This is a genomic window from Rhizobium sp. LC145, assembly GCF_001005825.1.
Classification (GTDB): domain Bacteria; phylum Pseudomonadota; class Alphaproteobacteria; order Rhizobiales; family Rhizobiaceae; genus Neorhizobium.
In genome coordinates this window covers 49,688-71,368 of sequence record NZ_LBHV01000013.1, presented here as the reverse complement: position 1 = coordinate 71,368, position 21,681 = coordinate 49,688, and the positions used below count along the sequence as shown (strand labels likewise).

At 62.1% G+C, this 21,681-nt stretch carries 21 protein-coding genes; 11 read left to right on the top strand and 10 right to left on the bottom strand.

Features of this window, described 5'->3' with window-relative positions; all coding sequences use genetic code 11:
• The first annotated feature begins 5 nt into the window (after nucleotides 1-5).
• Together YH62_RS25880 and YH62_RS25875 are read left to right on the top strand one after the other, a co-directional pair.
• Nucleotides 6-935, top strand: a complete 930-nt coding sequence (locus tag YH62_RS25880; RefSeq protein WP_046797251.1) for a lipid A biosynthesis lauroyl acyltransferase — start codon at nucleotides 6-8, stop codon at nucleotides 933-935.
• Between the two features lie 172 nt (nucleotides 936-1,107).
• Nucleotides 1,108-1,824 (top strand): PAS domain-containing protein, encoded by a 717-nt coding sequence (locus YH62_RS25875; protein WP_046797250.1) that lies wholly within the window; start codon nucleotides 1,108-1,110, stop codon nucleotides 1,822-1,824.
• Nucleotides 1,825-1,865: 41 nt separating this feature from the next.
• Here the strand turns inward: YH62_RS25875 and YH62_RS25870 are convergent, their stop codons facing one another.
• From YH62_RS25870 to YH62_RS25855, 4 genes are all read right to left on the bottom strand, one after another.
• Nucleotides 1,866-2,279 carry a type II toxin-antitoxin system VapC family toxin gene (locus YH62_RS25870; RefSeq protein ID WP_046797190.1) on the bottom strand — a complete coding sequence of 138 codons (414 nt, stop codon included), beginning with the start codon at nucleotides 2,277-2,279 and terminating at the stop codon, nucleotides 1,866-1,868.
• Nucleotides 2,272-2,550 carry a hypothetical protein gene (locus YH62_RS25865; RefSeq protein ID WP_046797189.1) on the bottom strand — a complete coding sequence of 93 codons (279 nt, stop codon included), beginning with the start codon at nucleotides 2,548-2,550 and terminating at the stop codon, nucleotides 2,272-2,274. The genes YH62_RS25870 and YH62_RS25865 overlap by 8 nt, the downstream gene beginning before the upstream one ends.
• Nucleotides 2,551-2,612: 62 nt before the next feature.
• Nucleotides 2,613-2,969 carry a VOC family protein gene (locus YH62_RS25860; protein ID WP_046797188.1) on the bottom strand — a complete coding sequence of 119 codons (357 nt, stop codon included), beginning with the start codon at nucleotides 2,967-2,969 and terminating at the stop codon, nucleotides 2,613-2,615.
• A gap of 13 nt (nucleotides 2,970-2,982) precedes the next feature.
• Nucleotides 2,983-3,387, bottom strand: coding sequence for a polyketide cyclase (locus YH62_RS25855; RefSeq protein ID WP_046797187.1), 405 nt, complete (start codon nucleotides 3,385-3,387; stop codon nucleotides 2,983-2,985).
• 237 nt (nucleotides 3,388-3,624) lie between these two features.
• Between YH62_RS25855 and gndA the strand changes: the two genes are divergently transcribed.
• Nucleotides 3,625-5,058 carry an NADP-dependent phosphogluconate dehydrogenase gene (gene gndA, locus YH62_RS25850; protein ID WP_046797186.1) on the top strand — a complete coding sequence of 478 codons (1,434 nt, stop codon included), beginning with the start codon at nucleotides 3,625-3,627 and terminating at the stop codon, nucleotides 5,056-5,058.
• 64 nt (nucleotides 5,059-5,122) lie between these two features.
• Here the strand turns inward: gndA and sthA are convergent, their stop codons facing one another.
• Nucleotides 5,123-6,592 carry a Si-specific NAD(P)(+) transhydrogenase gene (gene sthA / locus YH62_RS25845; protein WP_046797185.1) on the bottom strand — a complete coding sequence of 490 codons (1,470 nt, stop codon included), beginning with the start codon at nucleotides 6,590-6,592 and terminating at the stop codon, nucleotides 5,123-5,125.
• A 217-nt stretch (nucleotides 6,593-6,809) separates the two neighbouring features.
• Here sthA and YH62_RS25840 point away from each other — a divergent pair, with 217 nt between their 5' ends.
• The 7 genes from YH62_RS25840 to YH62_RS25810 all read left to right on the top strand — a co-directional run bounded on the left by YH62_RS25840 (nucleotide 6,810) and on the right by YH62_RS25810 (nucleotide 15,430).
• Nucleotides 6,810-7,550, top strand: a complete 741-nt coding sequence (locus YH62_RS25840) for a FadR/GntR family transcriptional regulator (RefSeq protein ID WP_137326797.1) — start codon at nucleotides 6,810-6,812, stop codon at nucleotides 7,548-7,550.
• A gap of 74 nt (nucleotides 7,551-7,624) precedes the next feature.
• Nucleotides 7,625-9,136, top strand: a complete 1,512-nt coding sequence (locus YH62_RS25835) for an ABC transporter substrate-binding protein (protein WP_046797183.1) — start codon at nucleotides 7,625-7,627, stop codon at nucleotides 9,134-9,136.
• Nucleotides 9,137-9,201: 65 nt separating this feature from the next.
• A complete protein-coding gene (locus tag YH62_RS25830; RefSeq protein WP_046797182.1) occupies nucleotides 9,202-10,149 on the top strand; it encodes an ABC transporter permease in 948 nt (315 codons plus the stop codon).
• Entirely contained in the window at nucleotides 10,146-11,015 is an 870-nt protein-coding gene (locus YH62_RS25825; protein ID WP_046797181.1) for an ABC transporter permease, read from the top strand. The genes YH62_RS25830 and YH62_RS25825 overlap by 4 nt, the downstream gene beginning before the upstream one ends.
• A gap of 39 nt (nucleotides 11,016-11,054) precedes the next feature.
• The gene (locus YH62_RS25820; protein ID WP_046797180.1) at nucleotides 11,055-12,839 is read left to right on the top strand and encodes a gamma-glutamyltransferase family protein; all 1,785 of its coding nucleotides are present in this window, start codon (nucleotides 11,055-11,057) and stop codon (nucleotides 12,837-12,839) included.
• Between the two features lie 3 nt (nucleotides 12,840-12,842).
• Entirely contained in the window at nucleotides 12,843-13,607 is a 765-nt protein-coding gene (locus tag YH62_RS25815; protein ID WP_046797179.1) for a DUF1028 domain-containing protein, read from the top strand.
• Between the two features lie 11 nt (nucleotides 13,608-13,618).
• The gene (locus tag YH62_RS25810; protein ID WP_046797249.1) at nucleotides 13,619-15,430 is read left to right on the top strand and encodes an ABC transporter ATP-binding protein; all 1,812 of its coding nucleotides are present in this window, start codon (nucleotides 13,619-13,621) and stop codon (nucleotides 15,428-15,430) included.
• Nucleotides 15,431-15,442: 12 nt separating this feature from the next.
• On the opposite strand, the gene YH62_RS25805 is transcribed toward YH62_RS25810, so the two are convergent.
• Nucleotides 15,443-16,282: a helix-turn-helix transcriptional regulator gene (locus YH62_RS25805; protein WP_046797178.1), complete on the bottom strand. Its 840-nt coding sequence runs from the start codon at nucleotides 16,280-16,282 to the stop codon at nucleotides 15,443-15,445.
• Between the two features lie 103 nt (nucleotides 16,283-16,385).
• Here YH62_RS25805 and YH62_RS25800 point away from each other — a divergent pair, with 103 nt between their 5' ends.
• On the top strand, nucleotides 16,386-17,303 hold the full coding sequence (locus tag YH62_RS25800) for an SDR family oxidoreductase (protein ID WP_046797177.1): 918 nt from the start codon (nucleotides 16,386-16,388) through the stop codon (nucleotides 17,301-17,303).
• On the opposite strand, the gene radC is transcribed toward YH62_RS25800, so the two are convergent.
• From radC to phaC, 4 genes are read right to left on the bottom strand one after another with little or no spacing between them, the layout of a single operon-like run.
• Nucleotides 17,290-18,108, bottom strand: a complete 819-nt coding sequence (gene radC, locus YH62_RS25795; protein ID WP_046797176.1) for a DNA repair protein RadC — start codon at nucleotides 18,106-18,108, stop codon at nucleotides 17,290-17,292. The two genes, YH62_RS25800 and radC, sit on opposite strands and share 14 nt — an antisense overlap.
• 2 nt (nucleotides 18,109-18,110) lie before the next feature.
• Entirely contained in the window at nucleotides 18,111-18,947 is an 837-nt protein-coding gene (map, locus tag YH62_RS25790; RefSeq protein WP_046797175.1) for a type I methionyl aminopeptidase, read from the bottom strand.
• A gap of 24 nt (nucleotides 18,948-18,971) precedes the next feature.
• Nucleotides 18,972-19,691, bottom strand: coding sequence for a DNA/RNA nuclease SfsA (gene sfsA, locus YH62_RS25785; RefSeq protein ID WP_046797174.1), 720 nt, complete (start codon nucleotides 19,689-19,691; stop codon nucleotides 18,972-18,974).
• An 11-nt stretch (nucleotides 19,692-19,702) separates the two neighbouring features.
• Nucleotides 19,703-21,550 (bottom strand): class I poly(R)-hydroxyalkanoic acid synthase, encoded by a 1,848-nt coding sequence (phaC, locus tag YH62_RS25780; RefSeq protein ID WP_046797173.1) that lies wholly within the window; start codon nucleotides 21,548-21,550, stop codon nucleotides 19,703-19,705.
• Between the last annotated feature and the right edge of the window lie 131 nt (nucleotides 21,551-21,681).

Sequence of the window (21,681 nt, the reverse complement as noted above, 5' to 3'; positions counted from 1 at the left end):
TGCCCGTGAAGATGTTCGCAATCCGGATCGTTCTGGCGCTTCGCAACTTCCAGCAATGGGCGGTGGCGCAGGCGGCGTTCGGGTTTCTGAACCTGCTGAAAGTGTTTCCGGCCGATCCCGCGATCCGCTTCGCCGATCGGCTCGCGCGCAAGGTCGGCCCGCATCTGCCCCGCCACAAGCTGATGCTCACCAATCTGCGTAACGCCTTTCCCGAGAAGAGCGACAGCGAGCTCGAGGAGATCGCAGTGGCGAGCTGGGGCCATATGGGGCGCTTGGCAACCGAATATGTCTTCCTCGACCGGCTTTTCGATTTCGATCCGGAGCAGGAGAAGCCGGGCAGGGTGGAAGTCTCCGGCATTCCGATCTTCCAGGACTTGCGCGACAATCCGCGGCCCTTCATCGTCTTCACCGCCCATACCGGGAATTTCGAACTGCTGCCGGTCGCGGGCAAGGCCTTCGGGCTGGAAGTAATGGTGCTCTTCCGGCCGCCGAACAATCCCTATATCGCGGAAAAGGTATTTTCCTTCCGCAGCGCCCGCATGGGGCAGCTGGTGCCCTCCCATGCCGGCTCTTCCTTTGCATTGGCGCGGCGACTGGAAGCCGGTGGCGGCGTCGGCGTTCTGGTCGACCAGAAATTCAAGAAGGGCCTCACGACCACTTTCTTCGGCAGGCCGGTACGCACCAATCCGCTGCTCGCCAAGCTTTCCCGCCAGTTCAATTGCGAAGTCTATCCGGCTCGGTGCATCCGGCTTCCGGATAATCGCTACCGGCTGGAGATCGAGCCGCGGATCGAGCTTCCCCGCGACGAACGCGGCAATCTCGACGTCGAGGCCACGGCGCAGATGCTGAACGACAAGGTGGAAAGCTGGGTGCGGGAATATCCCGAACAATGGCTCTGGTATCACGACCGCTGGGCGATCAAGAAAACCCTCTGACAAGCCGACTTGTTTTTCGCGCATGCGATCGGTGGCGGTTGCGTTGCAAGAGCCCCGTCTCCGCCACTGTTTTCAAACAGTTTGCAGGAGGTTAAAGTAAGGAAACTGGCGATTCCTCTGGAGAGTTTTGCCGCAGGGCGACATCTCCTACTGTTTCTTGGAGGATGGTGGCGTGCAAGCGTTGATCGACCTTTTCTGGTCCAAACATGCCGAGCTGCTCAATGCGATCGATCGCGGCGACACGGCATCCATGGCACGGCTGGATCGCGAACTCGATCCCTTGCTGAAGGCGATCTTCGAAAGTCAGGCGAGCGATCCGGCCAGTATCCAGGCACAGTTCCAGTTCGCGCTGGATCTCCTGAACGAGGAAGCGGATGACGGCGGCTGCGTTCGCCGCAACGGCTATCTGCTGCAGACACTAGTCGAGCGCTACGTTTCTCCCGAGATACAGCAGTCCGGTAGGCGTCGCGAACAATCGGAAGCGGATACCGGCTTGGCGATCAGCGATGTGACGGTCGACGGGGTTCTGGACGACGCCCTTCTCAACCGCATTTCCGACCGTGTCATGGTCATCGCCCCCGGCTATCGGGTTTTCTATTCCAACGAGACAAATGCCAGCCGCCACGATCTCCCGCGCGAGGCGCTGATCGGCCGGCATATCGCCGAGCTCGTCGGCATTCACCGGTTCCGTCAGGAATTCAAGGAAAATCTCGACCGCTGTTTTGCCGGCGAAAGCGCGGCGTTTACCTATGCGGATCAGGTCAACGGTCAGACGGTCGTCATTCACTGCCGCATGTCGCCGTGCTTTTCCGGTTCTTCGCAGCTCATCGGTGCACTCGTCGTGATGCAGGAAACCGCCGATCGCAGACGCCGCTCCAGCGCAGCCTGAGTGCCTGGTGTCGATCCGCACCAAATATCGATGCGGTCAGGCTAGCCGGAGTGGGAAAGGTGGTAGATCTCGATCCTATCCGGAACGCGAATGCCCCGGTCATTCGCCAGGAAAACACCGCAATTCAAGGCTTCCGCCGTGGCGACATGCAGAGCATCGACGAGCTTCATGTTCAGCTCGGCGCCGATTTCGGCGGCGCGCCCTATGATCGCCCTGTTCAATCCTGTCAAAGAAATGAAGGCGTCGTCTTCCAGGATGGTCAGAAAGGTTGCCGCAACATCTTTGTCTCGCCACGCGCCTCGAAGACACTCGCCCAGAGTGAGTTCGCTGGAGAAAAGTCTGCGCCCTTTGTCCACATGACTTTTCAAACTCCGCTGTGCCGCTGCCTTCAGGTCTGTCGTTCCATCAACATAGTAGATAAGAATGTTGCTATCGACATAGACCTTGTCAGTCATATTTTCGATCTTCGCGGAACTCTCTTATCTGCTTGTCGATTTCTGCCTGCGAGCGCCCAGGTTCCAGTTTCGACACCAATTTCCAAGCCCTCTGAAGGGCTTCGAGTCGCTCTTCCTTGGTAATCTGTTTGGAACCAACCTCTTCAGGCAGGTGATCCTTGAGGGTCTCGATCACCACTTCCGTTCGCGTGTGGTTGGTCTGCGTCGAGACGCGGTCGATCCTCGACAGAAGCTCATCCGTGAGCTCGATTTCCAGCTTGTGCAGGCCCATGACACGCTCCGTTCAAGCACCCAAGGTAGTATATTTCCCGCCTCGGCGCCAGAATGGCGTGGTCATCTATCCGACCATACTCCCAGTTCGTATCCTTCCGGATCGACGAAATGGAAGCGGCGTCCGCCGGGGAAGGAGAAGACCGGGCGGCTGATGCTGCCACCGGCCTTTTCCACACGCGCGACAGCGTCTTCCAGATCGTCGGCAAAGAGGATGACGAGCGCTCCGCCCTTCGGCGATACCGTATGTGCCTTGGCGAAACCGCCGGTCAGCCGGCCGTCCTGGAACTCGCAATAGTCAGGTCCGTAGTCAGTGAACGTCCAGCCGAAGGCGGAGCCGTAGAAGTCCTTCATCGGCTGGATATCCCTTACGTGGAATTCGACATAATCGATCTTGCGATCGGCACCTTTGCTGGCCATCGGTTCTCTCCCATCATTGCTGTTCCATAAGCCGCTTCAGCGTTTCGAGGTCCTTCCGCACATGAGCGGCGTCGGCTTCGAAACCGGCTTCATCCATATCCGGCCGTTTCAGGAGCGCGAACATGACCTCCGCTCCGTCGCCATTCGGAATGACACGCAAGGCGTTTTCCACCACCAGCCCGTTTTCCATGGTCACGGTATGGTCCATGACGCCGAAATCGTTGGCCGGGGCAAAGCGCACCCTTACCTTGCCGATCGGCCCGCCGTCGCCGATCCAGTCATCACCTTCGCGATCCAATCCCGAAGCGAGGCCCGATGCCCATGCGGGCATGTTTTCCGGCCTGGAGGCAAAGGCATAGATCTCCTTCCAGTTCCGATTGATGCCGATATGGACAATGCGGGCGGACATGGGTGTCATGACGCGTCTCCGTTTTTCCTGTTCCTCGCCGTCAGGACGCATCATGCAACATAGGCGAAGGGGATGAAACGTCCATGGCGCAAGAAGCCGAAAGGGGCAGGATCGTTCCCGGATCTCGGGCGTATATCCCGCACCGGTTTCGCATTGCGTAAATTTAATCGTTTAATCTCCGGCGTGCCTTGCCGTTTGCGGTTTAGAGTGCCAAAAAGCCCCCAATCTCTAACAGGAGGCACATCCGTGGAACAGGCAGAAATCGGCCTTATCGGTCTTGGCGTCATGGGCTCGAACCTTGCGCTCAACATCGCTGAAAAGGGCAACAAAATCGCCGTTTTCAACCGAACTCCCGAAGCGACGCGCAATTTCTACGCCGAGGCCGGGGATCTGCAGGGCAAGATCATTCCCTGCGAGACGCTGGAAGATTTCGTCGCCGCCATCCGCCCGCCGCGTCCGATCATCATCATGATCAAGGCCGGCGATCCGGTCGACCAGCAGATGGAGCTCCTGAAGCCGCATCTTTCGGCCGGCGATATCATGATCGATGCCGGCAACGCGAATTTCCGCGACACGATGCGCCGTTTCGACAATCTCAAGGATTCAGGCCTGACCTTCATCGGCATGGGCGTTTCCGGCGGCGAGGAAGGGGCCCGCCACGGCCCGTCGATCATGGTCGGCGGCACGGAAGAGAGCTGGAAGCGTGTCGAGAGCGTGCTGACCTCGATTTCCGCCAAGTTCAACAACGAGCCTTGCGTCGCCTGGCTCGGCGAAAACGGCGCCGGCCACTTCGTCAAGACCATCCACAACGGCATCGAATATGCCGACATGCAGATGATCGCCGAAATCTACGGCATCCTGCGCGACGGGCTCGGCATGAGCGCGGCCGAGATCGGTGATGTCTTCGGCAAGTGGAATACGGGCAGGCTCAATTCCTACCTGATCGAGATCACTGAGAAGGTCTTGAAGGCTACCGATCCGATTTCAGGCAAGCCGATGGTGGACGTGATCGTCGATGCCGCGGGGCAGAAGGGCACCGGCAAGTGGTCGGTCATCGAGGCTCAGAACATGGGTGTCGCTGCCACCGCCATCGAAGCCGCCGTCACCGGACGCATCCTCTCCTCGCAGAGGACCGAGCGCCTGGCTGCGGAAAAGCTCTTCGGCCTGCCGAAGCCGGTCGAGAGGCCGAAGGATGGAATGGTGTTCCTGGCCGATCTCGAAAATGCGCTGCTCGCCGCCAAGATCGGCGCCTATGCGCAAGGGTTCGCGGTGATGGCCGCGGCATCTGAGGAATATAACTGGAACCTGCCGATGCCGACGATCGCCAAGATCTGGCGCGCCGGCTGCATCATCCGTTCGCAGTTCCTGGACGAGATCACCTCGGCCTTCACCAGGGACCCGGATGTGCCGAACCTCATCGTCACGCCGGCCTTCTCCAAGATGGTCAAGGAGACGGATGGGGCGCTCCGCCGCGTGGTCTCCTATGCAGCGCTCTCCGGCCTGCCGGTGCCGGCGCTTTCCTCGGCGCTTTCCTATTTCGATGCCTATCGCCGGGGCCGGGGTACTGCGAACCTCATCCAGGCGCAGCGCGACTTCTTCGGCGCCCACGGCTTCGACCGCCTCGACGGCGTCGACAAGCATCACGGCCCCTGGGGCAGCGGCCTTAGCACGCTGAGCTGAGCGCGAGCCGCCAGCAAAAAGCCCGCCGAAAGGCGGGCTCATAGGCAATCCGTTGAAAGCCGCTTCACTTCGAGGCGGCTTTTTTCGTATCCGATGTGGCGGGATCGAGCGATTGAGCGGTTGCGACCGGGGCTTCCTTCGGCCGTTCGCCCATGCGGTTCCAGGCATCCAGGCCGGCGATCTTGTAAGCCTCAGCGAGCGTGGGATAGTTGAAGGTATTCTCGACGAAGTATTCGACCGTGCCTTTGAGATTCAGCACGGCCTGGCCGATATGCACCAGTTCGGTCGCGCCTTCGCCGACGATGTGGACGCCGAGCAGGCGGCGCGTCTTCATGGAGAAGATCAGCTTCAGGAGACCGGTATCGAGGCCCATGATGTGGCCGCGCGAGGTTTCGCGGAATCGGGCGATGCCGATTTCGTAGCGGATGCCGCGCTCCTTCACCTCCTCCTCAGTCAGGCCGCAGGTGGAGATTTCAGGTACGGCGTAGATGCCGTAGGGGAAGTATTTCTGCGGCTCCATGGCGATCGTGCCCACGGCGACCCGGGCGGCGATACGGCCCTGTTCCATGGAGGTGGAGGCAAGGCTTGGGAAGCCGACGACGTCGCCGGCCGCGAAGATATGTGGGACGGACGTCTGGAAGGTCTCGGGGTTGACCTTCAGCCGCCCACGGCTGTCTGCCTCGAGGCCCGCAGCCGAGAGATTGAGCGTGTCGGTCGCGCCCATGCGTCCGGCGGCGAAAAGCACCATGTCGGTTACGACCTGACGGCCGTTATCGAGCGTTACCGAGACCTTGCCGCTATCGAGCCGCTCGACCTTGTCGGCCTTCTGGCCGAGCAGCAGCTTCATGTTGCGGTCGCGGAGCTGATAGATGAAATCCTCGACGATTTCCTTGTCGATGAAATCGAGGATCGTCGGTTTCGGATCGATCACCGTCACGGCAATGTCGAGCGCACTGAATATGGTGGCATATTCGATGCCGATGACGCCGGCGCCGATCACCACGATCGAGCGGGGCAGGTTCTCCAGGTCGAGAAGCTCGTCGCTGTCGACCACGGTCTTGCCATCGAAGGGAATGGTGTCGGGCCGGTAGGGCTTGGTGCCCACCGCAAGCAGGATGGATGTGCCCTGCACGTGCAGTTCCTCGCCGTCATCCTTGACGATCAACATGGTATCCGGCGTCACGAAGCTCGCATGGCCGCGGATGCTCTGCACGCGGTTGCGGGCAAACTGGTGTTCCAGAACTTCCACTTCGTGGTCGAGGGTAATCAGCAGACGGCGGCGCAGGTCGTCGGCGCTGATCTCCTGCTTCACCCGATAGGAGCGGCCGTAAAAGCCCCGTTCCCGCCAGCCGGACAGATTGAGTGCCGTCTCGCGAATCGTCTTGGAGGGGATGGTGCCGGTGTGGACGGAAACGCCGCCGACGCGCTTGCCCTGCTCGATGACGAGCACCTTCTTTTCGAGTTTAGCCGCCTGGATGGCGGCACGGCGTCCGGCCGGTCCGCTGCCGACGACGATAAGATCGTAATGGATCATGGAAAGCTCCGCCTTCGAATACGAACGTCTACTGCACTGCAATAGGCGTTTCGCGTCAATCCATAGCAGGTCATCCTAACCAATTGATTGCATGTTTTGCGATCTCTGCGAAAGGAAGTTGCTGCAATTATAGGCATTGCGAAATTTGCTTAAAAATCGGCTTGACGTCGGCGTTGAAATACCATCCAACTGAACCAATCTGAAATTGGTTCAAATGATGGTGCAGGTGGCAGAGGGGAGCGCTTCCAACAACTCGGTTTACGCCCTGGACAAGCTGAGAGAGCTTCTCCAGGCGGGCGAACTCACCAGCGATGGCCGCCTGCCGACCGAGCGAGCCTTGGCCGAAATGCTCGGCATCGGTCGCCGCGCGGTCCGGCGGGCGCTGGAAGTGTTGGAGGCGGAGGGATCGGTCTGGCGCCGGCAGGGGGCCGGCACCTTCGTCGGAGAGCGTCCCAGCGATTGGGACGGCCAGCTCGGCCGGATCGTTGCGGGTACCGATTTCCTGGAGATCATGGAGGTGCGCCTGCGCGTCGAGCCCCAACTCGCGCAGCTCGCCGCACTGCGGGCCAAACCTCGCGATGTGGAGAAAATGCGGGAGATTTGCCGCAAGATCACCGAAAGCGACGATGCGGACGCCAAGGAGCTGTGGGACGGCGCCTTTCACCGGCAGATCGCCCAGAGCGCCGGCAACCAGCTTTTCCTGACGGTCTTCGATGTCATCAACCGTGTCCGCGAGGACGACGCATGGCAGGTGATCCGCGAGCGCGCCCGCAGCAGCCGGCGGGACCAGAACGTTATCCATGTGCAGCACGAGCGCATCGTCGAGGCGATTGCCGCGCGCGATCCGGCGCGGGCTGGCGAGGCCATGCGCGAGCACCTTCTCGGCCTGCAGGAAGTGCTCATCCGCGTCACGTCGATGGAGCATGAGGAACTGAATCCCCTCAGCGAAACCGGCTGAGGGCAGGGGCCAGAGCCCTGCAGCGCCGGAGAGACGGCAAAGAACAAAAACGGGAACAGAACAGAGGATAATCGATGAAACCCATTTTCAAGCTCACAGCCGCGCTGCTGGCCGGCGCTTTCCTGGCCTTTCCGGCCGCTTCCGCCGAACTACGCATCGGCCTCCAGGACGATCCGGACGTCCTCGATCCCGCCCAGTCCCGAACCTTTGTCGGCCGCATCGTCTACACGGCGATGTGCGACAAGCTGGTCGATGTCTCGCCGGACCTGAAGATCGTGCCGCAGCTCGCGACGGAGTGGAACTGGTCCAGCGACGCCAAGGAGCTGACCATGAAGCTCCGCGAAGGCGTGAAGTTCCACGACGGCACGGATTTCGATGCCAAGGCCGTGGTCGCGACCATCGAGCGGAATATGAAGCTGCCGGAATCGCGCCGCAAGAGCGAGCTGGCTTCGGTCGAGAAGGTCGAGGCGGTCGGCGGCTATGAAGTCAAGTTCACGCTGAAGGCGCCCGACGTGACGCTGCTGGCCCAGCTTTCCGACCGTGCCGGCATGATCGTCTCGCCGAAGGCGGCGGAGGAACTCGGCGCCAATTTCGGCAATCATCCGGTCTGCGCCGGACCGTTCAAATTCGTCGAGCGCATCCAGCAGGACCGCATCGTGCTGGAGAAGTTCCAGGACTACTGGAACAAGGACAATGTCTTCATCGACAAGGTGACCTATCTGCCTATCCCGGACACGACCGTGCGTCTTGCCAATCTGCGCGCCGGCGATCTGGACATGATCGAGCGGCTGGCGGCAACCGATGCCGCTTCGGTGAAGGAAGATGCGAAGCTGAACTATCAGGCCGTCGTCAACATCGGCTACATGGCGCTTTACACGAATATCGCCAACGGCGCGCGGGCCGATAACCCGTTCGGCAAGGACAAGCGCCTGCGCCAGGCATTTTCGCTGGCGATCGACCGCGATGCGCTGAACCAGATCGTCTATGAAGGCACGGCGGTTGCCGGCAACCAGCCCTATCCTCCGACAAGCCCATGGTACAACAAGGACCTTCCGGTGCCGGCGCGTGATGTCGAAAAGGCCAAGGCCCTCATCCAGGAAGCCGGTTTCGAGCGGGTGCCGGTCGAGCTGCAGGTTCCGAACAATCCGGTCGCGGCCCAGATGATGCAGATCGTCCAGTCGATGGTGGCCGAAGCCGGCTTCGACGTGAGCCTGAAATCGACGGAATTCGCGACGCTGCTCGACGAGCAGACGCGCGGCAATTATCAGCTCAGCCGCTCGGACTGGTCGGGACGCATCGATCCCGATGGCAACATCCACCAGTTCATTTCCTGCGGTGGCGGCATCAACGACACGAAGTATTGCAACGCGGAAGTCGACAAGCTCCTCAACGAGGCGCGCGCCTCGACCGATGATGCGGTTCGCAAGGAAAAATACGATGCGGCCGGCGTCATCCTCAATGAGGACCTGCCGATCATCTATCTCGGCCACCAGTCCTGGATATGGGCGTCGAAGAAGGGTGTCACGGGCTTCGTTCCCTCGCCGGACGGCATGATCCGCCTCCAGGGTGTGAAGTTCGACGGGTAATCCCTTGTCCGCCGCGTGGACGGTATCGTCCGCGCGGCGCTCCTCTCGAGAAATGAGGGCGCGCCATGCCTGTCTATATCGGAAAGCGATTGCTGGTCGCGATCCCGACCCTGCTGATCATTTCCATCTTCGTCTTCTCGCTGCAGAAGCTTCTGCCCGGCGATCCCATTCTCGCAATGGCGGGAGAGGAGCGCGACCCGGCGACGATCGAGTTCCTGCGTGAGAAATACCACCTGAACGATCCCGTGCCGGTGCAATACGTCCATTGGCTCGGCGGTATCGTGACCGGCGATTTCGGCATATCGCTGCGCACCAACCAGCCCGTGCTGGAACTGGTGATGCAGAAGCTGCCGGTGACCATCCAGCTCGCCGTGATGGCGATGATCATCTCGCTCATGATCGGCATTCCGATGGGCATCCTGGCAGCGGTAAAGAAGAACACCGTGCTGGATTACATCGCCAATATCGTCGCGCTTTCGGGGCTTTCTGTGCCGAATTTCTGGCTCGGCATCATGCTCATCCTGCTGGTCTCGGTGAACCTCGGCTGGCTGCCGGCATCCGGTTACGAATCTATCTTCGTGGATCCGGTGCGCTCCATCCAGACGATGATCATGCCGGCTTTCGTGCTGGCGACCGCGCTTGCCGCGCAGGTGATGCGCCATACCCGCTCCGCCATGCTGGGCGTGCTGAGCGCCGACTATATCCGCACGGCGCGCGCCAAGGGCCTTTCGCCGCGCGAGGTGATCCTCAGCCACAGTTTCCGCAATGCGTTGCTGCCGGTGGTGACGCTCACGGCGCTGCTCTTCGGCGAGCTTCTGGCCGGCGCGGTGCTGACCGAGCAGATCTTCACCATTCCCGGCTTCGGCAAGCTGACGGTCGATGCCGTCTTCAACCGTGATTATGCCGTGGTGCAGGGCGTCGTGCTCTGCACGGCCGTCGGCTTCATCCTCATGAATCTCTTGGCGGACGTGCTTTACGTGCTGCTCAACCCGCGCCTGAGAGCGACCCTATGACTGCGATCCAAGAAACCGCGCCTGTGGCAGCCCGCGAGCCGAGCCGTGCATGGCGCAAGATGAAGGCCAACAGAAGCGCTCTCGTTGGCCTCGTCATCATCTTCTTCTTTACCGCACTCGCCGTGCTTGCTCCCGTCCTGCCGATCCCCGATCCGCTGGCGACGAGCTGGTCCGCCATCCGCAAGGCGCCGTCGGCAACCCACTGGCTGGGCACGGACGATATCGGCCGCGACATCCTCTCGCGGATGATCTGGGGCGCGCAGGCCTCGCTTCTCGCCGGCGTCGTGTCCGTCGTGATCGCGGTCGTGATCGGCGTGCCCTTCGGGCTCGTCTCCGGCTATTTCGGCGGTTGGGTGGACATGGTGATCTCGCGCGTCACCGAGGCGCTGCTTGCCATGCCCTTTCTCATCACCGCAATCGCGCTTGCGGCTTTCCTCGGCCCAAGCCTGATGAACGCGATGATCGCGATCGGCCTCTCGGCCATGCCGATCTTCGTGCGGCTGACGCGTGGCCAGGTGCTGGCAGTCAAGACGGAGGATTATGTGGAAGGTGCCCGCGCCATCGGGCTTGGCCATTTCGATATCATGACCCGCTACATCCTTCCGAACGTCTTTGCACCGATCATCGTTCAGGCGACGCTGACGGTCGCGACCGCCATCATCGCCGAGGCAAGCCTCTCCTTCCTCGGGCTTGGCCAACAGCCGCCCGCGCCGAGCTGGGGCTCAATGCTCAATGTCGCCAAGAATTTCCTGACCCAGGCGCCCTGGATGGCCATGTGGCCGGGTGCTGCGATCTTCCTTGTCGTCATCGGCTTCAACCTGCTCGGCGACGGCCTTCGCGACGCGCTGGATCCCCGCGAAGCATGATGGCCGCGCGAGGCATGAGTTTCATAAAGGACGAATAGAATGACTGAATTCACCACGAGACCCGAAATCCTCGGCACCTTCGGCGTCGTCACCTCCACCCACTGGATCGCCTCGGCTGTCGGCATGGCGATCCTCGAAAAGGGCGGCAATGCCTTCGATGCGGCGGTTGCGACCGGCCTCGTGCTGCAGATCGTCGAGCCGCACCTCGTGGGGCCGGGCGGCGGTATGCCGGCAGTGATCTATTCGAAGAAAAAGGACAAGGTGGAGGTCATCTGTGCGCAGGGACCGGCGCCTGCCGGCGCGACCATCGAGCACTACACCGCCGAGGGGCTGAAGCTCATTCCAGGCGACGGGCTGCTCGCCACGGTGATTCCCGGCGCCTTCGACGGCTGGATGCTGATGCTGCGCGACTACGGCACGATGAGCGTGCGCGAGGTTCTTGAGCCGGCTATCTATTATGCCGAGCACGGGCATCCGATGCTGCCGCGCGTCTCGGCCACCATCAAGGGACTGGCGGAATTCTTCGAGAAGGAGTGGCCGACCTCCTACGAGACCTGGGTGCCGGGTGGCGTGGTGCCGGAGCCGCATTCCAATTTCAGGAACCCGGTGCTCGCCGAAACCTGGAAGCGCATCATCGCGGAAGCCGAAGCCAAGAGCGGCCGCGAAAATCAGGTCGAGGCGGCGCGGGATGCCTTCTATCGCGGCTTCGTGGCCGAGGCGGTCGACACCTATCTGCGCGACGCCGAGGTGATGGATGCGAGCGGCGCCCGCCACAAGGGTGTCCTGACAGCCGAAGACATGGCGAACTGGCGCGCGACGATCGAAGCGCCGCAGACCTTTGATTATCACGACTGGACGATCGCCAAGACGCCGGCTTGGGGGCAGGGGCCTGTACTCCTGCAGTCTCTGGCGCTGCTCAAGGGCTTCGATATCGCCGCCATGGACCCGGCCGGACCGGATTTCGTGCATACCGTCGTGGAAGCGATGAAGCTCGCCTTTGCAGACCGCGAGGTCTATTACGGCGATCCGGAATTCGCGCAGGTGCCGACCGAATACCTGCTCTCCGACGGCTATAACGACGAGCGCCGCAAGCTGATCGGCAAGGAGGCATCGCTCGAACTGCGGCCGGGCAGGGTGCCGGGCTATGACAATCAGTTCGATCTCACCATGTCGATGCTCGCCGAGATGAGCGGCAAGGGCACGGTCTACGAGCCGACCATGGCGCATCTTTCCGAAAAGAAGGGCGACACGGTCCATATTGATGTGATCGACCGCTGGGGCAATATGGTTTCCACCACGCCATCGGGCGGTTGGCTGCAATCCTCGCCCATCGTTCCCGGCCTCGGCTTCGCGCTGAATTCCCGCGCGCAGATGTTCTGGCTGAAGCCGGGCCTGCCCACTTCGCTTGCGCCCGGCAAGCGTCCGCGCACGACGCTGACGCCGTCGCTGGCGCTGCATCAGGGACGCCCGACGCTCGCCTTCGGGACGCCCGGCGGCGATCAGCAGGACCAGTGGCAATTGCCGTTCTTCCTGCGTTACGCGCATCATGGCAAGAACCTGCAGGCGGCGATCGACATGCCGCTCTTCCATACCTCGCATTTCCCCGGTTCCTTCTATCCGCGCACCAGCTCGCCGGGCGAGATCATGGTCGAAAGCAATATCGGCGCCGCGGCACTCGATGAACTGCGGCGGCGCGGTCACAAGGTCACCGTCGCCGATCCCTGGAGCGTCGGCCGCCTGACGGCCGCGCGCCGCGATGCCGATGGCCTCCTGCGCGCCGCGGCCACGCCGCGCCTCATGCAGGCCTATGCGGTGGGGAGGTAGGCCATGACCTGGTCGATCGTCGCGCGCGATCCCGAGAGCGGCCATTTCGGCGTTGCCGTCGCAAGCCGGTTCTTCGCGGTCGGCTGTGCGGTGCCGCACATCAAGGGCAGGGTGGGCGCCATCGCCACGCAGGCCTTCGTGAGCCCGCTCTACGGCACCGACGGCTTGAAGCTTCTGGAAGAGGGCAAATCGCCGGACGAGGTGATCGAGACGCTCACGGCGCGCGACGGCGGCCACCGCCAGCGCCAGCTCCACCTGATCGACGCCGAGGGCCGCAATGCCGCCTTTACCGGCGAGAGCTGCATCGACTGGGCCGGGCACCTGTTGGACGACAACGTTTCGGTTGCCGGCAACATGCTTGCCGGGCCGCAGGTGATTGCCGAAACGTTGCGGGTCTACAAGGAGCGCGCTGCCGCCGGAGCGCCCTTGGCCGAACGCTTGCTCGACGCCATGGACGCCGGCGAGGCTGCCGGAGGAGACAAGCGTGGCAGGCAGTCCGCCGTGCTCGTCATCTGTCGAGACCAGGACTACCCCTGGCTCAGGATCAACGCGGACGACCATGCCGATCCGCTTGCCGAACTGCGCCGCCTCCATGCCGTGGCGCAGGAACGTTACGTGCACGTGGCCGAAACCATGCCGACGCGCGAGAACCCCCACGGGATGATCGACCGTCGCGTCATCGACCAGAAGATCGCCGAACTCGAAGCAGCGCGGGAGGCCGAAGGCCGCCCGTCGGCCTCCTTCGCAACTCCATGGAAACCCCAATGAGGGAAGCCCGTATGAGCGAAGCCCCCGTCCTTTCCGTCGAGAACCTCACCACCTCCTTCCTCGTTGATGGGGCATGGAAAAGCGTGGTGCGCGACATGTCCTTCGACGTTCGTCCCGGCGAGACCGTGGCGATCGTCGGCGAGAGCGGTTCGGGCAAGAGCGTCACCTCGCTTTCGATCATGCGCCTCCTCGCGCCCGGCTCCAGCCGCATCGAGGGCAAGATCCTGCTTGCCGGCAAGGACATCCTCGCGCTTTCCGAAAGGGAGATGCGCGGCGTGCGCGGCAACGACGCCTCGATGATCTTCCAGGAGCCGATGACCTCGCTGAACCCGATCTTCACGATCGGACGGCAGATTTCCGAGGTGCTCATCCGTCACAAGGGGCTCTCCAAGCAGGAAGCGCGCGCTGAGACGGTACGGTTGCTCGAAAAGGTGCGCATCCCGAATGCCGCCTCGCGCTTCGACGACTATCCGCATCAGTTCTCCGGCGGCATGCGCCAACGCGTGATGATCGCCATGGCGCTCGCCTCCCGCCCCAAGCTCCTGATCGCTGACGAGCCGACCACCGCGCTCGATGTCACCATTCAGGGACAGATCCTCGACCTCATCAAGGTACTGCAGGAAGAGGAGGGAATGTCGGTCCTCTTCATCACCCACGATATGGGCGTGGTGGCCGAGATCGCCGACAGGACGATCGTGATGTATCGCGGCGAGCAGGTGGAGACCGGGCCGACCGACGAGGTCTTCCTGCGTGGCAGGCATCCCTATACGCGCGCACTTCTCTCCGCGGTGCCGAAGCTCGGCTCCATGAAGGAGCGCAAGTGGCCGACCCGTTTCCCGGTGGTGGACATCAAGACGGGTGAGGCGGCCGAGCCGGCCGAGGTTGCGGCAACCGTTGAAAGCGGCCGGACGCCGGTTCTCGCGGTGAAGAACCTCGTGACCCGCTTCCCCATCCGCTCCGGCCTCTTTTCGCGCCAGACCGGTGCGGTTCATGCGGTCGAGGATATTTCCTTCGATCTCTTCCAGGGCGAGACCTTGTCGCTGGTCGGTGAATCCGGCTGCGGCAAGTCCACGACCGGCCGTTCCATCATGCGGCTGATCGAACCGACCAGCGGCGATGTCTCCCTCGATGGTTACGATGTGCGGGCTCTCGATCAGATGGGTCTGCGCAATCTGCGCAAGAGCGTGCAGATGATCTTCCAGGATCCGTTCTCGTCTCTCAACCCACGCATGACCGTGGGCGCGGCGATCTCCGAGCCCTTCATCAAGCACAAACTCGGGAGCCCCAAGCAAGCCCGCGACAAGACGGCCGACCTGCTCGAGCGCGTCGGCCTTTCGCCGGCGATGATGAGCCGGTATCCGCATGAATTCTCTGGCGGTCAGCGCCAGCGTATCGCGATCGCCCGCGCGCTCTCGCTCGATCCCAAGGTTATCGTGGCTGACGAAAGCGTTTCGGCGCTCGACGTGTCAATCAAGGCGCAGGTGTGCAACCTGTTGCTCGACTTGCAGCAGAGCCTGAACCTCGCTTTTCTCTTCATCAGCCACGACATGGCGGTAGTGGAGCGGGTGAGCCACCGTGTGGCGGTGATGTATCTCGGAGAGATCGTCGAGATCGGCCCGCGCGCGGCGGTGTTCGAAAATCCGCAGCATCCTTACACGAAGAAGCTGATGGCGGCTGTTCCGGTGCCGGATCCCGCGCGTCGCGGCATCCGCCGGGGTATCTCCAACGAAGAGCTGAAAAGCCCGGTGCGTTCGATGGACTATCAACCGCCGAAGCGGGAATACCGCGAGGTTTCCGAAGGCCACCTTGTGCAGGTGGCCTGACGAAGCGGGGAGTTAACGGACGGCGGCTCTGCGGCTCTCGATCAGCATTCTGATCCGCTCCGCATCTGCGGCTGTCGCCGGGTTGAAGATGACGAGGCCAAGATCCGGCCGGCCATCGACCGTGAAGGATGAATATTCGAGCATGAAATCACCCGCCGTCTCGTGGCGGAAGTGTTTCTTGCCCTCGCCGAAATTCTGAACGGCATAATCTCGCCACATCGCCTCGAATTCCGGACTCAATAGGCAGAGTTCATCGACCAGTTCCTGAATTGCTTGCGGAGCGCTGGCGCGGGTGGCCTCGGTTCGAAATGCCGCGACGGCGGCGCGTGCATCGCGCTTCCAGTTCACCATGTGCGCCCGTACCGTGGGGTTGCCGAAAACCTGTTTCAGGACGTTTCGTTCTTCCGGCGGAAGCGCTGCGTAATCGGTCATCACGGCTGCCGCCGCCTCGTTCCAAGCGACGACATCCCATAGCGGGGTTCGCACAATGGCCGGGCTGTATTCCATCGAATCCAGCACGCGCTGAAGCTGAGGCGTGATCGGTTCGAAGCTCTGGTATCGAACCTCCGGCGGCCGATGCTGTGCGAGCAGAAAGAGATGCTCCCGCTCGGCAGGGTTCAGAGCCAAAGCCCTGGAAAGCCGGTCGAGTACGTCGGCTGAGGGTGCGCCGCCGCGTCCCTGTTCGAGCCAAGTGTACCATGTCGCGCTGACATTGGCGCGCTGAGCCACCTCTTCCCGTCTCAGTCCGGGCGTCCGTCTGCGGGTGGCGGGAAAGCCGAGATCGGCGGGATCGAGCCGGGCGCGGCGGTCCTTGAGATAGGTCCCGAGGGGATTGTCGTCAGGATTTGCCATGTTGAGCCTGTTAGTCCCGATACCGGTATAAGGTCACGGCTTTTAACGCATAAGCCCGGACCGTAGTGGAAGCTCATCATTATCAAGAATGAGGGCTTTTCATATGCGTGTCTTCGTTACCGGTGCAACAGGTTTCGTCGGCTCTGCCGTCGTGCGGGAATTGCTCGATACTGGCCATCAGGTCCTTGGGCTTGCACGTTCCGATGCCTCCGCGGCATCGCTCGCCGCGGCAGGCGCCGAGGTTCATCGGGGCTCGCTGGAGGATGCCGGCAGCCTCCGGAGTGGTGCGGAAGCGGCCGATGGCGTGATCCATACCGGTTTCATCCATGATTTTTCGAAATTCAGGGAGAATTGCGAAATCGATCGCCGTGCCATCGAAGCGCTGGGAGCCGAGCTTGCCGGCTCGGATCGCCCGCTGATCGTGACCTCCGGGGTCGCCCATCTGGCGGTCGGGCGTGCCGCGACCGAGGAGGATCGGGCTCCATCGGTCTCCGACCGATATCCGCGGGCTTCGGAAGCGGCTGCCGCAGCCTTGGCTGAACAGGGTGTGCGTGCCTCGGTCGTCCGCCTTGCGCCCTCGGTGCACGGCGACGGCGATCATGGTTTCGTTCCATATCTGATCGATCTCGCGCGAGAGAAGGGCGTCTCGGCCTATGTCGGAGAAGGGCTCAACCGATGGCCGGCGGTGCATAGGCTCGACGCTGCTCGCCTCTACCGGCTCGTGCTTGAGGGAGGTTCCGCCGACGCCCGGTATCACGCAATCGCGGAAGAAGGCGTGCCGTTCAAGGAGATCGCTACCGTGATCGGCCACCGCCTGAATCTGCCGGTCTTAAGCATGCCGGCCGACGAGGCTACCGGACATTTCGGTTGGTTCACGCTGTTCGCGAGCATGGATGCTCCCACCTCGAGCGCATGGACGCGCGAAAGGCTCGGATGGCGGCCGGCGCAGCCGAAGCTCATCCACGACATCGATCGGGACGCCTATTTCATCGGTTCGTCGGCTCTCGCTAGATCAGCCTGAGGCCCTTGAGGCTCGCATGTCCGTCCTTGCCGATGATGATGTGGTCATGGACGGTGATGCCGAGCGGCTTGGCGGTATCGATGATCGTCTTGGTCATCTCGATATCGGCGCGCGACGGGGTCGGGTCGCCGCTCGGATGGTTGTGGACCAGGATGATGGCGGTGGCGGAAAGCTCCAGAGCGCGACGCACGACTTCCCGCGGATAGACGGGCGTGTGGTCGACCGTGCCCTGGCCCTGCACCTCGTCCGCGATGAGTGCATTGCGCTTGTCGAGGAACCGGATGCGGAACTGCTCGCGCGCCTCGTAGGCCATGGCCGCATGGCAATAGTCGATCACCGCCGACCATGACGAAAGCACCTGCTTGCCGCGCAGCTCGCTTTTCAACATCCGGTGGCCGGCGGTTGCGATAAGCTTCAGGTCCAATGCCACGGTTTCGCCGACGCCGTTGACCTCCTGCAACAGCGTCGTCGGCGCGCCGAATACGCCGGCAAGCGTGCCGAAGCGATCGAGCAGCGCCTTTGCTATCGGTTTCGTGTCGCGCCTCGGTATCAGCCGGAAGAGTAGCAGTTCGAGGATTTCATAGTCGGCGAGCGCGGTATCGCCATGCTCCCGGTACCGGTTGCGCAGGCGTTCGCGGTGGCCGTGGTAATGCGCATGCTTTCCATCGTCCGTCGGGGCCGGCGGGGATTTCTTCAGCGGCCGGGATTTCGAAATACTTTCCGAGAAGAAGCCCCGTTCGTCCGCCATCCCGTCGAAGGCGAACTCATTGTCATCTTCTGGCGGGGTGTCGCGGCGACCTGGCATGGTTATCTCGGAAGCGGCGGCAAGCCGGGGCGGTCCAAGCCGCCAGCCGACAGCGTGAAAATCTCGCAGCCGGTCGCCGTGACGCCGACGGTATGTTCGTATTGCGCCGAAAGGGAGCGGTCGCGGGTGACCGCCGTCCAGCCGTCGGAGAGGACCTTCACATGCGGCTTGCCGAGATTGATCATCGGCTCGATGGTGAAGATCATGCCCTCCTTCAGTTCCGGCCCTTCATCGGCACGGCCGTAATGCAGGATGTTCGGCGAATCGTGAAAGAGCCTGCCGACGCCATGGCCGCAGAAATCGCGCACCACGGAGCAGCGTTCTGCCTCGGCATAGGTCTGGATGGCTTCGCCGATCGCCCCGGTGCGGGCGCCCGGCCTGACGGCCGCGATGCCGCGCAAAAGGCATTCGTAGGTGACTTCCAGCAGACGCTCGGCGGCGCGCTTTACGCCTCCCACGGGGTACATCCGGCTCGAATCCCCATGCCAGCCGTCCAGTACATAGGTGACGTCTATATTGACGATATCACCTTCGCGAAGCGGCTTGTCGTCCGGAATGCCGTGACAGACGACGTGGTTGATGGAGGTGCAGGAGGATTTCGTATAACCGCGATAATTCAGCGTCGCCGGAAGCGCGCCGTGATCCATGCCGAATTCGAAGATGAAACGGTCGATCGTGCTGGTGGCGACGCCCGGCTCGACGATCGCCGCAAGCTCGTCCAGGCAGCGCGCCGTCAGGAGGCAGGCCTTGCGCATGCCCGCGAAATCTTCCGCGCTATAGAGGCGGATCGCACCCGTGTTCTTTGGAGGGGCGGAGACCGCCTCGATGTAACTGACCATGTTTATTTCCCGCAATCTCTTCGTTCATAAAACAGCCGGGGCCGGTTCGTCCATGGCGATCAGCCCGGTCGCGGCAATTTCATGCGGCGTTACCCGGCAGCGCAGCGCATAGGCCTCAACCCCGCGAGCCGTCGCGCGACGGAAGGCAGCGGCGTAAAGCGGATCGAGGTCGGCGCAGATCCTGAAGCGTGTGCAGTCGTGCCGCTGCACGAGATAGAGCATCACCGCCCGGTGACCGGCTTCCGCCATGTCGCCCAGCTCCTCGAGATGCTTGGCGCCGCGCTTCGTTGCGGTGTCCGGAAATTCAGCAAGGCCCGGCTCGCGCATGAAATGCACGTTCTTCACCTCGACATAGGCATTGGGGAGGCCGTCGCCAAGCAGGAGGAAGTCGATGCGCGAATTGCGGCCATATCGCTGCTCCCGCAGGATCGTTTCATAGCCGGCGAGGCCTGGGAGCAGCCCGGCGCGGATCGCCTCCTCGGCAAGCCGGTTCGGAAGCCCGGTATTGATGCCGACGAGCGTGCCGTCCGCTTCGATCATCTCGAACATGTGCCGATATTTGCGGGTGGGGCTGTCGTGCTGCGAAACCCATATCCGGGAGCCGGGAGTGGTGAGCCCGCGCATGGAGCCGGTATTGGGGCATGAGCCGGTGAACGGCGTGCCATCCTCCTGCACGGCATCGAACAGGAAGCGCTTGTAGCGCTGCAGCAGAGTGGCGGGGATGAGCGGCGGATCGAACAGCATTATGGATGGATTCAAGCGCGGGCGAGCACATAGGTGCCGGGTGCATCGGCAATCGCTTTGAGCGCATCGCCGCCAGGTTTGCGCGCCGGCACGCGGTCGGCATCCCTGGCCTCGGCCCAGGCGTGCCAATGGGGCCACCAAGACCCCTTGGTCTCGCTCGCGCCGGCGAGCCAGTCCTCATACCGTTCCCGCGAGGTGCCGCCCGTCCAATACTGATACTTCTGCTTTTCCGGCGGGTTGACGACGCCTGCGATATGGCCGGAACCGGCGAGTACGAATTCCACCGGTCCGCCGAAAAGCGAGGAGCCGGTGAAGACCGACTTCGCAGGCGCGATATGGTCGTCGCGGGTCGCCAGATTGTAGACCGGTATCTTGATGTCCTTCAGTGAAATCGTCCTGCCGGCGAGCTTCATCTCGCCCTTGCTCAGATTATTGCTGAGATAGCAGTTGCGCAGGTAGTAGGCATGATTGGCGGCCGCCATGCGGGTGCTGTCGGAGTTCCAGTAGAGCAGGTCGAAGGGCAGGGGCTCCTGTCCCCTCAGATAGTTGCTGACCACGTAGGGCCATATCAGCTCGGAGGCGCGCAGCATGTTGAAGGCAACCGCCATGCGCGATCCTTCGAGATAGCCGAGCGCATCCATTTGCTTTTCGATGACGGCGAGCTGCTCCTCGTCGAGGAAGACCTTCAGATCGCCCGCATGGGTGAAATCCACCTGCGCGGTGAGGAAGGTGACGGATGCGATGCGGCTGTTCTTCTCCTGCGCGTGCAGGGCGAGCGCGGCGGCGAGCAAGGTGCCGCCGACGCAATAGCCGATCGCGTTGACATTCTTCTCGTCCGTCGCCTTCTCGATCGTTTCGAGAGCGAAATCTATGCCCTCGCGAATGTAGGACTCCCAGTCCTTGCTCGCATGGCGCTCGTCGGGATTGACCCAGGAGATCACGAAAACCGTGTGGCCCTGGTCGACGCACCACTTGATGAAGCTCTTCTGCGGCGTGAGATCGAGGATGTAGAACTTGTTGATCCAGGGCGGGCAAATGAGAAGCGGGCGCTTCAGAACCGTTTGCGTGCTCGGTTCGTATTGCAGGATCTCGCAGACCTCGTTGCGGGCGATCACCTTGCCGGGCGTGACGGCCAGATTGCGCCCAACGGCAAAGCTGGAATGATCCGTTTGACGCAGCCGAAACTCTCCGCCGCCTGTTGCGATGTCCTCCGCCAGCTTACGCATGCCTTCGACGAGATTGGCGCCGCTGGTGGCGATCGTTTCGCGGTAGACTTCCGGATTGGTCAGCACGAAATTGGCCGGCGAGAGCGCCGCGGTGATCTGCTTCACATAGAAGGCCGCCTTGTGCCTGGTATGATCGTCGAGACCTTCCGCTTCGGTGACGAGCCTGTCCGCCCAGTCGGAGGTCACGAGGTAAGCCTGTTTCAGGAAGGAGAAGAAGGGGTTCTTCGTCCAGTCCTCGTCGGCAAAGCGCTTGTCCTTCTGCGGAGGTTCGGGCTCCTCTTCTCCGGGCTGGCCGGAAAGCCGGTCCAGCGTGCGCATCCAGATGCCCATATAGCTGGAGAGCAGCATGGTTTGCGCGTCCAGCGTCCGCTTGGGATCGGACATCCAGTATTCGGCCACGCTGGACATGGTCTTCACGAGGTCGGTGACCGGATCGGCGATGGAATCAGAGACTTCGCCGCTTTCGCGCGGGCGGAGCCATTCGGAAGCGGCCTTGCCGAGATTTTCGAGCGCGCGGGCGAGATTCATGGCCAAGGCGTGCGGGTCCTTGACCATGTAGGCCTCGACCGTTTTAGGGTCGAAGCCCGGGAAATCCTGTCCCGATTGCCCCGTTTCCCCGGTCTTTTGCGCCACTCGCAGCCTCCTCAGGAAATCCTGTCCAGCTTGTTGTTGTTTTCGTTTGTACATTGTGCCCGAAAACGAATACAAGTGCCAGAAATCGACACCTTCGGGCGAAGCGTGCTCGAGGCATGACAACTGGACAA

Bases quoted from the DNA above. Each gene is read 5' to 3' on its own strand.
- YH62_RS25870 (WP_046797190.1), bottom strand. From the start codon at position 2,279: ATGACTGACAAGGTCTATGTCGATAGCAACATTCTTATCTACTATGTT.
- YH62_RS25820 (WP_046797180.1), top strand. From the start codon at position 11,055: ATGACTGAATTCACCACGAGACCCGAAATCCTCGGCACCTTCGGCGTC.
- map (WP_046797175.1), bottom strand. From the start codon at position 18,947: ATGGTCAGTTACATCGAGGCGGTCTCCGCCCCTCCAAAGAACACGGGT.
- YH62_RS25840 (WP_137326797.1), top strand. From the start codon at position 6,810: ATGGTGCAGGTGGCAGAGGGGAGCGCTTCCAACAACTCGGTTTACGCC.
- YH62_RS25805 (WP_046797178.1), bottom strand. From the start codon at position 16,282: ATGGCAAATCCTGACGACAATCCCCTCGGGACCTATCTCAAGGACCGC.
- YH62_RS25865 (WP_046797189.1), bottom strand. From the start codon at position 2,550: ATGGGCCTGCACAAGCTGGAAATCGAGCTCACGGATGAGCTTCTGTCG.
- YH62_RS25830 (WP_046797182.1), top strand. From the start codon at position 9,202: ATGCCTGTCTATATCGGAAAGCGATTGCTGGTCGCGATCCCGACCCTG.
- YH62_RS25800 (WP_046797177.1), top strand. From the start codon at position 16,386: ATGCGTGTCTTCGTTACCGGTGCAACAGGTTTCGTCGGCTCTGCCGTC.
- radC (WP_046797176.1), bottom strand. From the start codon at position 18,108: ATGCCAGGTCGCCGCGACACCCCGCCAGAAGATGACAATGAGTTCGCC.
- sthA (WP_046797185.1), bottom strand. From the start codon at position 6,592: ATGATCCATTACGATCTTATCGTCGTCGGCAGCGGACCGGCCGGACGC.
- sfsA (WP_046797174.1), bottom strand. From the start codon at position 19,691: ATGCTGTTCGATCCGCCGCTCATCCCCGCCACTCTGCTGCAGCGCTAC.
- YH62_RS25860 (WP_046797188.1), bottom strand. From the start codon at position 2,969: ATGGCCAGCAAAGGTGCCGATCGCAAGATCGATTATGTCGAATTCCAC.
- YH62_RS25835 (WP_046797183.1), top strand. From the start codon at position 7,625: ATGAAACCCATTTTCAAGCTCACAGCCGCGCTGCTGGCCGGCGCTTTC.
- YH62_RS25815 (WP_046797179.1), top strand. From the start codon at position 12,843: ATGACCTGGTCGATCGTCGCGCGCGATCCCGAGAGCGGCCATTTCGGC.
- YH62_RS25810 (WP_046797249.1), top strand. From the start codon at position 13,619: ATGAGCGAAGCCCCCGTCCTTTCCGTCGAGAACCTCACCACCTCCTTC.
- YH62_RS25825 (WP_046797181.1), top strand. From the start codon at position 10,146: ATGACTGCGATCCAAGAAACCGCGCCTGTGGCAGCCCGCGAGCCGAGC.
- YH62_RS25855 (WP_046797187.1), bottom strand. From the start codon at position 3,387: ATGACACCCATGTCCGCCCGCATTGTCCATATCGGCATCAATCGGAAC.